Origin of the sequence: Paraburkholderia sp. RL17-380-BIE-A (genome assembly GCF_046028085.1) — a bacterium.
Lineage (GTDB): Bacteria > Pseudomonadota > Gammaproteobacteria > Burkholderiales > Burkholderiaceae > Paraburkholderia.
The window spans coordinates 214,190-227,277 of sequence record NZ_JARESQ010000010.1 but is presented as its reverse complement, the minus strand read 5'-3'; the positions used below and the strand labels follow the sequence as shown (position 1 = coordinate 227,277).

Below are 13,088 nucleotides of genomic sequence, written 5' to 3'. Positions count from 1 at the left end.
TTGGGTTGTTGTGACGGCAAACGGGAGAACGGCGATGAGACTGATCAAAAAGATATTCGTGTTGAGCGCATTGAGCGCGGCGCTGACGGCAAGCAGCGTGAGTGTGTCGGCCGATACCAAGCCGACTATCAAGATCGGTTACGTGGAAGGCTGGGACGACAGTGTCGCGACCTCGAACGTGGCCGCGCGCGTGATCGAAAAGCGTCTGGGCTACCAGGTGCAACTCGTGCCGGTCGCAGCCGGCGTGATGTGGCAAGGCGTGGCGCGCGGTGACCTGGATGCGACGCTGTCCGCGTGGCTGCCGGTCACGCACGGCGCGTACTGGAACAACTTCAAGGACAAGGTGGTCGACCTCGGTCCGAACTTCAACGATGCGAAGATCGGCCTGATCGTGCCAGAAAACGCCGACGTGAAGAGCGTGGGCGATCTGGAGGCGAAGAAGACGGAGTTCGGCTCCCGCATCGTTGGGATCGACGCCGGCGCGGGCGTGATGCAGAAAACCAGCGAGGCGATCAAGGCCTACGGACTCGATTACACGCTGATGCCGAGCTCGGGCAGCGCGATGACCGCCGAACTGGCGCGCTCGGAAGCGGCGAGCAAGCCGATTATCGTGACGGGCTGGAAGCCGCACTGGATGTTCGCGAAGTACAAGCTCAAATTCCTCGAAGATCCCAAGAAGGTGTTCGGCGAAGCGGAGCACGTGGATAGCGTCGTGAATCCTGACCTCGAGAAGAAGGCGCCGACGGTTGTCGCGTTCCTCAAGAAGTTCCAATGGAAGCCGGGTGAGATCGACAGCGTGATGCTGGCCACGCAAAACGGCGAGAAGCCGACTGCTGCCGCGGATGCGTGGATCAGCGCACACGGTGATCGCGTGGATAGCTGGGTGAAGTGATTACGCGCTTAGTGTGAACGTGTTGCCGCTTCGGTGAAGCGGCAGCTTTCAGAGAGACGCCGCTTTCAGCGGCGTTTTCGTTTATTGCAGCACAACGGTCCGATCGCCGTTGATAAACACCCGCCGCTCGATAAACGCCTTGACGGCCCGCGCCAGCGTAATACATTCGACGTCGCGCCCGGTGGCAAGCAGACGCTCCGGGCTATACGAATGATCGACGCGCTCCACCACCTGTTCGATGATCGGACCTTCGTCGAGATCGTCAGTGACGAAGTGCGCGGTGGCGCCGATCAGTTTGACGCCGCGCGCATGCGCCTGGTGATACGGTTTCGCACCCTTGAAGCCGGGCAGGAAAGAATGGTGGATATTGATCGCGCGTGCCGCGAGCGCACGGCTCGTTTCCCCGGACAGAATCTGCATATAGCGCGCGAGAATCATCAACTCCGCGCCCGATGTCTCGAACAGATCGAGCAGGCGCGCTTCCTGTTGCGGCTTCGTATCGGCGGTGATCGGCAGATGGTGGAAGGGCAGGCCATGCTGCTGCGCCAAGGGTTCGAGATCGCGATGATTCGAACCGATGCCGACAATGTCCATTTTTAGCTCGCCCATGCGCCAGCGGAACAGCAGATCGGCGAGACAGTGTTCGAGTTTCGACACCATGATCAGGACTTTCGGCCGTGTGCCGACGTCGTGCATGGCCCATGTCATGCGGAAGCGCTCGGCGATCGGCTCGAATTCGCGCTTGAGGCCCGCGGCATGCAGCGTCTCGCTGCTGTCCACGCCGTGGAACACGCAGCGCACGAAAAAGCGTTCACTCAGGTCGTCGTCGAAAACGGTCAGTTCGTCGATATAGCAATGATGCCGGTCGAGAAAGCCGACAACGGCGGCGACCTGGCCCGCCGCGCTCGGACACGCGACGGTGAGAACCAGTTGATCGGGGCGGGAATCGGCGGACATGCGCTCTCCACTTGGATGATAGGGCGATGCCGCGGGGCGCGGCATGCATCATCGCAGTAGATCAAATCAGGCGCATGCGCGGATAGAAGCTAAACGCCGTCGCGCTGGAACGGGAGCGCCAGATTCGGGGGCGGTGCTCAGTCGGCGTCGAGTCCGCATTCGCCGAGCAGCCATTGGCGAAAGGCGCTAACAGCGGGCGTCGCCGCGCGCTGCGTGACGAGCAGATAGCCGCGCTCGGTGACGACCGGCGGCTCGAACAGTTCGACGAGTTGCCCCGTTGCAAGCAGTTCGTCGACGAGCGGCGCCCAGCCGAGCGCGACGCCCTGGCCCATGATCGCCGCATGGGCCACGAGCGTAAAACTGTTGAACGTGATGCCGCGATGCGCGGGCGGCGCATCCAGCGCGTGCGCGGCGAACCAGTCGGTCCAGGACAGCCAGCGCGCCGGCTGGGTCGGTTCGAGATGCAGCAACGGGAGGTGCAGCAGCTCGGACGGCGTACGCAGCGACGGGTGTGCCGCGGCAAAGGCGGGGCTGCACACCGGCGTGACGCGCTCGGGAAACAGTTTGACCACGCCGCGCGCGCTCCAGTCGGCGTGTTCGTCGCCGAATGCAATGGCAATGTCCGCCTGATCGTGCGAAGGATCGAACACGTTCTGAGAGGTGATGATCTTCACGTCGACGTCCGGCATCAGCGCCTTGAACTGCGATAAACGCGGCATCAGCCAATAGGTGGCGAAGCCGAAATCGGTGGAGAGCGTGAGGGTTTGCGGCATACGCCGCGCGCGGATTTCGCTGGTGGCGAGGCGAATCGTGTCGAGCGCGTGGCGCACCGCTTCGAACAACCGCTCACCGTCTTCCGTGAGCGTAACGCCGCGATGGCCGCGCTCGAAGAGCGGGGTGCCCAGCGCTTCTTCAAGCTGCACGACGCGCTGGCTGACAGCCGGCTGTGTCGAACCCATCTCGCGCGCGGCAGCCGTGAAGCTGGCCAGACGCGCCGCGGATTCGAACATGGCCAGCGCCTGCATTGGCGGCAAGCGATCCTGCCTCGGCATAACGACCCCTTATAGGCACATAACGATTTGCCGTCTTCACAGTCGTGAATTGGACGGCAATAGTGGTGCGCATGGCGGGCCCGGCATCGGGCCGCCCGTTTGCCGTTGCAACAACGGCGGCATTTGCACCGACACTTGTGATTCTATTCGAGGCACGCCCCCATGCTTGAGAGCAAAAAGAATATCCTCATTCTGATGGCTGACCAGATGACGCCGTTCGCGTTGGCCGCATACGGACACCGTCTGACCAGGACCCCCAATCTCGACCGGCTCGCCAAGCAAGGCGTGGTATTCGAATCCGCCTATTGCGCGAGTCCGCTATGTGCGCCATCGCGGTTTTCCTTCCTGTCGGGCAAGCTGCCGTCGGCAATCGGCGCCTATGACAATGCAGCGGAATTTCCGTCGCAAACGCTGACGTTCGCGCACTATCTTCGCGCCGAAGGATATCGCACCATTCTGTCCGGCAAGATGCATTTCTGCGGCGCCGATCAGTTGCATGGCTTCGAAGAGCGGCTCACCACCGACATCTATCCTGCCGACTTTGGCTGGACGCCCGACTGGGCGCATTTCGAAGCGCGCCCCACGTGGTATCACAACATGAGCTCCGTGATCGATGCGGGCCCGTGCGTGCGCACCAACCAACTCGATTTCGATGACGAAGTCACGTTCACCACGCGCCAGAAACTCTTCGACATCGCACGCGAACGTCATGCCGGAAAAGATGCAAGACCATTCTGCATGGTCGCCTCGCTAACCCATCCGCACGACCCGTATGCGATTCCAAAAAAGTACTGGGACCTGTATCGCGACGAAGACATCGACATGCCCGCGTTTCGCGATTCAATCGAAGACGCCGATCCGCATTCGAAGCGCCTGCGCCATGTATGCGAAACCGACCGCACGCCGCCCACGGATCAACAGATCCGCAATGCGCGCCGTGCCTACTACGGCGCAATCTCCTACGTCGACGACCAGTTCGGCGCGATCCTCGAAGCGCTCGAACAGTCGGGACTCGCGAAAGACACGATGATCGTCGTAACCTCCGACCACGGTGAGATGCTCGGCGAGCGCGGCCTCTGGTACAAGATGACCTTCTTCGAAGGTGGCTGCCGCGTTCCGCTGATCGTGCACGCGCCGCAGCAATTCGACGCGCATCGCGTGCGGGCATCCGTTTCGCATCTCGATCTGCTGCCCACGCTGGTCGAACTGGCGCGCGGCGAATCGCCGGCCATGTGGCCCGATTCGCTCGATGGACAGAGCCTCGTGCCGCATCTGCAGGGCCGCCAAGATGGTCACGATGAAGCCATTGGCGAATATCTGGCGGAAGGTGCGATTGCGCCGATCGTGATGGTGCGGCGCGGCCGCTTCAAGTTCATTCATACGCCGGCGGATCCCGATCAACTTTACGACGTCGCAGCGGACCCGCTGGAGCGGGAGAATCTTGCCGCGCGCAGCGAATACGCGGCACAGGTCGCGGCTTTGCGTGAGGAGATCGCGCAACGCTGGGATCTCGCCGCGCTGCACAACGAAGTGTTGCAAAGCCAGCGGCGACGTCATTTCCATTTCGCATCCACGACACAGGGCACGGTCGCGTCGTGGGACTGGCAGCCGCATGTCGATGCGAGTCAGCGCTATATGCGCAATCACATCGATCTGGATACGCTCGAAGCGATGGCGCGTTTTCCCGCCGTCGTGCGTTGATTCCCACTCTGCTAACGATCCACCCCACCTCACGAACAGGAAGCCGACACAATGAAAAAGCTCTTCAAACAGGCGGTAACCGGCGTTGCGCTGCTTTGCGCGTCGGCCACATTCGCGTTGGCCGCCGAGCCGCAGTCGTGCACGCAAGTCAACATGGCGGGGCCCGGATGGACCGACATCGACGCCACCAATGCGATCACCGGCGTACTGTTGAAGGCGCTGGGCTATAAGCAGAGCGTGGCGAACCTGTCGGTGCCGATCACGTATCAGGGCTTGAAGAAAGGGCAGATCGACGTGTTTCTCGGCAACTGGATGCCCGCGCAGGCGCCGGTCGTCAAACCGTTCGAGGAAGAAAAGTCGATCGAGGTCGTGCATCCGAATCTGAGCAACGCCAAGTTCACGCTGGCCGTACCCGATTATGTGGCGGCGGCCGGCATCCATTCTTTCGCGGATCTGGCAAAGAACGCCGACAAGTTCGATAGCAAGATCTATGGCATCGAACCTGGCGCACCGGCCAATCAGAACATCAAGAAGATGGTCGACGACAAGGCGTTCGGACTCGGCAACTGGAAGCTCGTCGAGTCGAGCGAGACCGGCATGCTCACGCAGGTGGAGCGGGCGGTGCGCGAGAAGAAATGGATTGTCTTTCTCGCGTGGGAACCGCACTTGATGAACACGAGGTTCAAGCTCACTTACCTTGATGGCGGCGACAGGTACTTCGGGCCCAACTACGGCGGCGCCACGGTCAATACGGTGGCGCGCAGCGGCTATGCCGAGCAGTGTCCGAACGTCGGCAAGCTGTTCAGGCAACTCACCTTCAATGTCGATCTGGAAAACGGCGTGATCACCGAAGTACTGGAAAAGAAGACCCCTGTGAACGCTGCCGCGACCGAAGCGCTCAAGCGTCACCCCGAATTGTTGAAGTCGTGGCTCGACGGCGTGAACACGGCGAGCGGCGCCAATGGTTTGCAAGCCGTGCAAACGGCGCTCGGCATGAAATAACAGCGCATTCCTAACCATGAAGTCGCCAGGCGACAGATTTATGTCGCTTCCGGTCGAATCCTCCTAAATCTGGACTCGTATTCTTGATCCGGCGATGTGAATGTGACTGGTCATTACATGCATCGCAGATAGCTTCAATCCGTTTTACTCGGTCTCAGCCGGTTTCGAACTGCCCGTCATGCGAGAAGCGCCGCGCGCTGGTCAACAGCGCGCAGCAGGGATCGCTTTATCCAACGAAATACGCAGGCAAAGAGCAGGGGAGAATTAGATGAAGAAGAGCAATGCCGTCAGCCTTTCGGGACTCGCTATCGCGGCAAGCGCTATCTGTGCGCCGATGGCCGCCCATGCGCAAAGCAGCGTCACACTGTACGGCATTCTGGATGCCGGCATCACCTACGTGAACAATGCCGGTGGCGCCAACCAGTTCAAATTCGACGACGGTATTTCGTACGGTAACCGGATCGGTTTCAAGGGCGTCGAAGATCTCGGCGGCGGCTTGCAGGCGGTGTTCGTACTGGAGTCGGGTTTTCACGTGGGCAACGGGCAACTCGGATTCGGCGGCGCGTTGTTCGGCCGCCAGGCATACGTCGGCCTGAAGAGCAACTGGGGTACGCTCTCGCTCGGTAATCAGCTCGATATGACCGAGGAGTTTGTCTACCTCTATAACATTTCGTCGTGGGCGAGCGGTTATGCGATCCATCAGGGCGACTTCGACCGGATGAACGGCGACCGGCTGCCGAATTCGGTCAAGTTTCTCTCCAACGACTACGCAGGCTTCTCGTTCGGCGGCATGTATTCGTTCGGCAATACCGCGGGCGACTTTCACAACAAGAGCGCATGGAGCGTGGGTGCGCGTTACGAGCACAGCGACTTCAACATGGGCGCGGCCTATACGCAGTTGAACAATCCGTACGGCATCTACGCATTCGACCCGTACGCGATGATCGGCACGCGCACGTTCCTCGGCAAGCCGACCGTGTCCGTCGATCCCGCGACCGGTGCGGTAACGGACCTGTACAGCTCGTCGGCGTTTCCGGTCGACAAGCAAGGGGCGTTTGCCGTGGGTGCGGCCTATACGATCGGCAAGGTCATGCTGAGCGGCGACTTCACTTACACCACGATCAAGGGGCTCGGCGAGACCTCGCATATGCAGGTCTATGAGGTCGGCGCTTCTTATACGTTCACTCCGGCGTTGATGCTGTACGGCGGTTATCAACACACACGGTTCGAAGGCAACCACTGGAACCAGGGCTCGCTCGGCCTGCATTACCTGTTGTCCAAGCGCACGGACGTCTATATTTCCGGCGACTATCTGCGTGCGTCGGATGGCGTGAACGCGGTGATCGGCTATAGCTTCACGCCGTCTTCGTCGAACACGCAGAGCGACGTGCGGATCGGCATGCGTCATTCGTTCTGACCGGTGGCAAAGGGCGGCTTTCCGTGTGTCACGGGAACCGCCCGCGCCATTACGATGGCCGTTCGAGCTGTTTCTTGAACGTTTCGATCAGCGCCCGCACTTTGGCCGGCGGATGGCTGGTGGGCGGAAACACCGCCTGAATGCTAGCAGGCTCGGTCGCCCATTCGGGCAACAGGCGGATCAACCGGCCCGCGGCGACATCGGCGTCGATCGAAAAATCGGTCAACAGGCCGAATCCGCCGCCGGCAAGCGTCGCCGAGCGGCAAGCGTTGGCCGTGTTCACAAGAAACGCGTTTTCGCAGCGCACGCTTTCGGCGTCACCGTCGTCTGTGCTCTTGCCATTGCTGCGCCGCAGCTCGAGCGTCAATGGATGCGGCAAGACCGTCAACGCGCAGTAGGGCATCGCCGACAGCTCAGCGGGCGTTTGCGGCTCTCCCCATATTTCGACGAACTCCGGACTCGCGACGATCCACTTGACGAAGCTGCCGAGCTTCACCGCCCGGTAATTGGAGTCGGCCAGCCGGCCGAGGCGGATTGCCACGTCGATGCCGTCCGCGATGAGATCCACATATTGGTCGGTGCACAGCAATTCGACATTGAGCTGCGGATTCGCGCGGCGCAGTTCGACGAGCGCCGGCGCGACGGCAAGCGAGCCGTAGTCGATCGGTGAGCTCACGCGCAAGGTGCCGCGCACAGGCGCCGATTCTCCGCCGATCGCCGTCAGTGCTTCTTCCGTGGCGCGCAGGATCTTCACGCTGGCGTCGTAAAACGCGCGGCCCGCTTCCGTCAAGCCTAGCCGCCGCGTCGTGCGGACCAGCAGGCTCGCGCCCACCTCGGCCTCGAGCCGCTGCATGTGCGTGCTGACCATGGTTTTGGCGAGGCCCAGACGCGCTGCCGCGGCGGTCAGCGAGCCGGCCTCGACGACCGCGACGAAGATCGCCAGGCGGTTCAGGTTTACGTCGCGTACGTCGGCCATGGTGGATTGTCCATCTTCGATTGACTGTGTTTCCCGGATTATCGGGCTTCTGCAAAGGCGCTCGTGCGCATTATGCTCGTTCCATCCCTTCCTGCTCGATGGAGCCTGTTATGCCCGCTGCGCGACCCGCCCAACCGATCCGCCTGTATACAACGCTGCTTTCCGGCCACGGCCATCGGGTGAAGCTCTTTCTGACCCTGCTCGACCTGCCGTTCGAAGTGGTCGAACTGGACATGAAAGCCGGTGATAACCGCAAGCCCGCGTATCTGGCGCTCAACCCGTTGGGGCAGGTGCCGACGATCCAGGACGGCGAGCTCACGCTGTTCGATTCGAGCGCGATTCTCGTGTATCTGGCAAAGCGTTACGGCGACGCCTCGTGGCTGCCGGAAGACCCGCTCGGCGCGGCCACCGTACAGCGCTGGCTGTCGCTCGCCGCCGGCCAGATCGCTTACGGGCCATGTGCCGCGCGGCTCGTTACCGTGTTCGGCGCGCCGCTCGATCATGAGAGCGCGAAGAAAATTGCCGTGAAGCTGTTCAACGTGCTCGAAAGCGAACTAGCGGACAAGGCGTTCGCCGCGGGCAATCAGGTGACGATTGCCGACATTGCCGCGCACACTTATATCGCACATGCACCGGAAGGCGGCGTGTCGCTCGAACCGTACCCGAACATTCGTGCGTGGTTGCGCCGCGTCGAAGCGTTGCCGCGGTTTGTCGCCATGCCGTCGACGAAGGCCGGACTGCTCGCCGGATGAGCGGCTGATTTTTGACGTCAACGGAGTCCGATGATGTCCACGTTTATTCCTCTGAATAGTTGGGGCGCCGACGCCTCGCCGTTTCACACAGCCGAACTCGCCGCCCAGCAGCGTGCGGGGGTGACAAGCCAGGCGGATGCGTCGGGCCGCCGCGGCATTCGCCGCTCCATGCCGGACCAGCACCGCCAGTTCTTCGCCGAACAGCCGTTCATGGTGTTCGGCGGTGTCGACGCCCACGGCCAGCCATGGGCGACGGTGCGCGCGGGCGCGCCGGGTTTCGTAAGCTCGCCGGATGCGCGGACGCTGCGGATCGAAGGCGGTGTGCTGGCCGGTGATCCACTTGCGGACCGCTGGCAGAAGGGTGCCATGATCGGCGGCCTTGGACTGCAGCCGAAGACCCGGCGCCGCAACCGGATCAACGGCGTGGTGACATCGGTGGACGGAGCCGCGCTGACCGTCGAGGTTCGCCAGAGCTTCGGCAACTGCGCGAAGTACATTCAGAGCCGTGTGCCGAGCTGGGTGGAGCAGGGCGTGTCCGGGCCTTCGGTGCCGCCGGAAATAGCAACGCAACTCAGCGACGCCGACCGTGAGCTGCTGGCGGGAGCGGACACGTTTTTCATCGCGAGCGCGAATCTCGAAGAGAACGCGGGTCTCGCTCGCGGCGTCGACGTGTCGCATCGCGGCGGGCCGCCGGGGTTCGTCCGTATCAAGGATGAGCACACGCTGACCACGCCCGACTACAGCGGCAACAACTTCTTCAATACGATCGGCAACCTGATCCACGATCCACGCGCGGGGTTGCTGTTCATCGACTTCGCGACCGGCGATCTGGTGTATGTCGCCGCAGTTGCGGAAATCGTCTGGGACGGCGCGGAGCTGGCGGCGTTCGAAGGCGCGCAACGGCTCGTACGTTTTCACGTGCGGGAAGTGCGGCGCAGCCGGGGCGCATTGCCGTTTCGCTGGTCCGATGTGGAGTTTGCGCCGCAGTTTGCGGCGGCAGTGCGTAAGCCGGTTGCTGCGTCGCCCTGGCACAAGCTGACGGTTGCGACAGTGGCCGACGAGACACCGTCGATTCGTTCCTTCTACTTCGAATCGATCGACGGCACACCGCTGCCGCCGTACAAAGCGGGGCAGTTTTTGCCGATCCGCCTGCCTGTGCCGGGTCTCGACACACCGCTGCTGCGAACCTACACGCTTTCCGATGCGCACCATCCGTTGCGGTATCGAATCAGCGTGAAGCGCGAAGGGGTTGCCTCGAACTGGTTGCACGAGCATCTGGTTGCCGGCATGCAGATCGAAGCGATGAAGCCGCGCGGCACCTTCACCTATGCAGAAGAGAGCCCGCGGCCCGCTGTTTTTATCTCGGCGGGTATCGGCATCACACCGATGATGGCCATGCTCCGGCATGCGTCGGCCGCGTCGCGCGACGACGGCGCGAAAGCGAGGCGACTCTTCTTCTTTCACGGTGCGCGCAGTGATCGTGAACGACCTTTCAGTGCGGATCTGAAGGAGATCGCGGCGCGTAATCCGGCAGTTTCCCTGCATCTCTTCGATAGCGCCGCATCTGTGCCGACTGACGGCGTATCGCCCGGACGGATCGGCATCGACGCGCTGAAACGCGCGCTGCCCTTCGACGACTACGACTTCTATCTATGCGGGCCCGAGCAGTTCATGCAGGACCTGTATGAAGGGCTGCGTGGACTGAACGTCGCGGATGAACGGATTCGCTTCGAAGCGTTCGGCCCGGCGACCGTGAAGCGCACGCGCGCCAGCGAGGGGACGAAGGCACAGGAAGCGCCGGCGCAAGGCACTGACGGTGTGCAGGTGAGCTTTGCGCGTTCGGCGCGTACGATTCAATGGCTGCCGCGCGACGGCAGCTTGCTGGAGCTTGCCGAGGCGCACGGCATCAACGCGCCGTCGAGTTGCCGCTCGGGTATGTGCGGTACATGTTCGACGCGTGTGTTGGCGGGAAAGGTTGAGTATGACGGCGAAGTGGAGGCGCAGATCGAGCCCGGTGCTGCGCTGATTTGCATGGCGCATCCGGTTGCCGGCGATCCCGGTGTGCAAGCTGGTGTAACGCTGGACTTGTGATCAGTGAACGATAGCGCCGGCCGATGTCACGCGGGCGGCGTCGTCAATGGGTCGACTCGTGAACGTCGGCGCCTGACAGGCAGCGCAGTGCCCGATCGCCATCGCTGCGCGCTGCTTCCTCAATCGGAAAGGTTTCCTTGCTGAACGCCACCACCTTGAATCCGGATCCCGCCGCGCGCGGCGTGGTGATGCCCCAATGCCAGCCGCCGTCCTGCTCGAAGACATGCAGAACAGCCGTGTTTGGTGCGTGTAAAGCCTCATGAGTCGTCATGGCACATTCCTCCGTCGCAACATGACCGTGAGTGCGAATTGCAGACTTCTACGCTGAGTTTAGTGCATTTTGCTGCACCGCAATATTTTAGTTTGTTGTAGAAATGCTGAATTAGTATGCGGACCCGCGGCCAGCGCGGGGTGCGTGCACCAAAGCACACCAGCGCGAGTCGCACGCGGGATCGCGATGACATAGCGATGGGCATGGTTCGGCGTCTGCCATACATGTGCGAGGAAAGTGGAAAACAGATCGGGCCGGCTCGCTGGAAAGCGAGTACCGGCCCGTGTTTACCGCGCTAATTGCCTGGTGCCAGGCGGAAGCGGTGAGTCGTCAGAAATCGAGTCCCGGGGCGCCCGCGCCAGGACCGCCTGGCTGACCCGCGGCCGGCGCATCCTTCGGAGCTTCGTGAACGGTGGCGTCGGTGGTCAGCAGCAGCCCGGCTACCGAAGCCGCGTTCTGCAGCGCGGTGCGTGTGACCTTGGTCGGATCCAGCACGCCCGATTCGACCAGATCGCCATATTCGCCGGTCTGCGCGTTGTAACCGAAATTGCCCGTGCCCTCAGCGACCTTCGCAACCACCACGCTCGCTTCCTCGCCCGCATTCGTGACAATCTGGCGCAACGGTTCTTCGAGCGCGCGTAGCACGATCTTGATGCCTGCATCCTGATCGGCATTCACGCCCCTGAGCCCGCTGATCGCCTGCTTCACGCGAATCAGCGCGACGCCGCCGCCCGGCACGATGCCTTCTTCAACGGCTGCGCGCGTTGCATGCAGTGCGTCGTCGACACGGTCTTTCTTTTCCTTGACCTCGATTTCGGTTGCGCCGCCCACCTTGATCACCGCCACGCCACCCGCCAGCTTCGCGACGCGTTCCTGAAGTTTTTCGCGGTCGTAGTCGGAAGTCGCTTCCTCGATCTGCACGCGAATCTGCTTCACGCGCGCTTCGATATTCTTGCTGTCGCCCGCGCCGTCGATGACCGTGGTGTTCTCCTTGCCGACTTCGATGCGCTTGGCCTGACCCAGTTCGGCGAGCGTCGCCTTATCGAGTGTCAGGCCAGTTTCTTCAGCGATCACTTGCCCGCCGGTGAGGATCGCAATGTCTTCGAGCAGCGCCTTGCGACGATCGCCGAAGCCGGGCGCCTTCACCGCGACGGTCTTCAGAATGCCGCGAATGTTGTTGACCACCAGCGTGGCGAGCGCCTCGCCTTCCACGTCTTCCGCAATGATCAGCAGCGGGCGGCCGGCTTTCGCGACCTGTTCCAGGATCGGCAGCAGATCACGAATGTTCGACACCTTCTTGTCGTGCAGCAGCACGAACGGGTTGTCGAGTACCGCAACCTGTTTATCCTGATCGTTGATGAAATACGGCGACAGGTAGCCACGATCGAATTGCAGACCTTCCACCACGTCGAGTTCGTCGTCGAGCGACTTGCCGTCTTCCACGGTGATGACGCCTTCCTTGCCGACGCGGTCGATCGCTTCCGCGATACGCTGACCGATCGACTCTTCGCCGTTGGCCGAAATCGTCGCGACCTGCGCGATTTCCTTGCTGGTCGTGGTCGGTTTGCTGATCTTTTTCAGTTCATCGATTGCGGCGACCACGGCCTTGTCGATACCGCGCTTCAGATCCAGCGGGTTGAGGCCCGCCGCCACGTATTTCTGACCTTCGCGCACGATGGCTTGCGCGAGCACAGTCGCCGTCGTGGTGCCGTCGCCCGCCGCGTCACTGGTGCGCGAAGCGACTTCTTTGACAAGCTGCGCGCCGATATTTTGCACGCGGTCCGACAATTCGATTTCCTTCGCGACCGACACACCGTCCTTGGTGACGATCGGTGCGCCGAAGCTGCGTTCGAGCACCACATTGCGGCCTTTCGGACCCAGCGTGACCTTGACCGCATTGGCGAGAATATTGACACCTTCGACCAGCCTCGAGCGGGCGACGTCGCTGAAAATGATTTCTTTTGCTGCCATGGTTAG

At 62.0% G+C, this 13,088-nt stretch carries 11 protein-coding genes; 6 read left to right on the top strand and 5 right to left on the bottom strand.

Annotated elements, in window-relative coordinates; translation table 11 throughout:
- The first annotated feature begins 34 nt into the window (after positions 1–34).
- The gene (locus tag P0D68_RS19070) at positions 35–892 is read left to right on the top strand and encodes a glycine betaine ABC transporter substrate-binding protein (protein ID WP_091801454.1); all 858 of its coding nucleotides are present in this window, start codon (positions 35–37) and stop codon (positions 890–892) included.
- An 81-nt stretch (positions 893–973) separates the two neighbouring features.
- Here P0D68_RS19070 and purU read toward each other — a convergent pair whose 3' ends face one another.
- Positions 974–1,849 (bottom strand): formyltetrahydrofolate deformylase, encoded by an 876-nt coding sequence (gene purU / locus P0D68_RS19065; RefSeq protein WP_091801451.1) that lies wholly within the window; start codon positions 1,847–1,849, stop codon positions 974–976.
- A 137-nt stretch (positions 1,850–1,986) separates the two neighbouring features.
- On the bottom strand, positions 1,987–2,901 hold the full coding sequence (locus P0D68_RS19060; RefSeq protein WP_091801448.1) for a choline sulfate utilization transcriptional regulator: 915 nt from the start codon (positions 2,899–2,901) through the stop codon (positions 1,987–1,989).
- A gap of 162 nt (positions 2,902–3,063) precedes the next feature.
- On the opposite strand from P0D68_RS19060, the gene betC reads away from it, so the two are divergent.
- From betC to P0D68_RS19045, 3 genes are all read left to right on the top strand, one after another.
- Positions 3,064–4,602: a choline-sulfatase gene (betC, locus tag P0D68_RS19055; RefSeq protein WP_091801445.1), complete on the top strand. Its 1,539-nt coding sequence runs from the start codon at positions 3,064–3,066 to the stop codon at positions 4,600–4,602.
- A gap of 51 nt (positions 4,603–4,653) precedes the next feature.
- Positions 4,654–5,604 (top strand): choline ABC transporter substrate-binding protein, encoded by a 951-nt coding sequence (locus P0D68_RS19050; protein WP_408184976.1) that lies wholly within the window; start codon positions 4,654–4,656, stop codon positions 5,602–5,604.
- A gap of 268 nt (positions 5,605–5,872) precedes the next feature.
- Positions 5,873–7,021: a porin gene (locus tag P0D68_RS19045; RefSeq protein ID WP_091801437.1), complete on the top strand. Its 1,149-nt coding sequence runs from the start codon at positions 5,873–5,875 to the stop codon at positions 7,019–7,021.
- Between the two features lie 49 nt (positions 7,022–7,070).
- On the opposite strand, the gene P0D68_RS19040 is transcribed toward P0D68_RS19045, so the two are convergent.
- The gene (locus tag P0D68_RS19040; RefSeq protein ID WP_408298920.1) at positions 7,071–7,997 is read right to left on the bottom strand and encodes a LysR family transcriptional regulator; all 927 of its coding nucleotides are present in this window, start codon (positions 7,995–7,997) and stop codon (positions 7,071–7,073) included.
- 110 nt (positions 7,998–8,107) lie between these two features.
- Between P0D68_RS19040 and P0D68_RS19035 the strand changes: the two genes are divergently transcribed.
- Together P0D68_RS19035 and P0D68_RS19030 are read left to right on the top strand one after the other, a co-directional pair.
- Complete coding sequence (locus tag P0D68_RS19035) at positions 8,108–8,749, top strand: glutathione S-transferase family protein (RefSeq protein ID WP_408298918.1); 642 nt, start codon at positions 8,108–8,110, stop codon at positions 8,747–8,749.
- A gap of 30 nt (positions 8,750–8,779) precedes the next feature.
- Entirely contained in the window at positions 8,780–10,840 is a 2,061-nt protein-coding gene (locus P0D68_RS19030) for a pyridoxamine 5'-phosphate oxidase family protein (RefSeq protein WP_408298916.1), read from the top strand.
- Between the two features lie 43 nt (positions 10,841–10,883).
- Here the strand turns inward: P0D68_RS19030 and P0D68_RS19025 are convergent, their stop codons facing one another.
- Positions 10,884–11,111, bottom strand: coding sequence for a hypothetical protein (locus P0D68_RS19025; protein ID WP_408298914.1), 228 nt, complete (start codon positions 11,109–11,111; stop codon positions 10,884–10,886).
- Positions 11,112–11,441: 330 nt separating this feature from the next.
- Positions 11,442–13,082 (bottom strand): chaperonin GroEL, encoded by a 1,641-nt coding sequence (gene groL / locus P0D68_RS19020; protein ID WP_408184980.1) that lies wholly within the window; start codon positions 13,080–13,082, stop codon positions 11,442–11,444.
- Positions 13,083–13,088 lie beyond the last annotated feature (6 nt).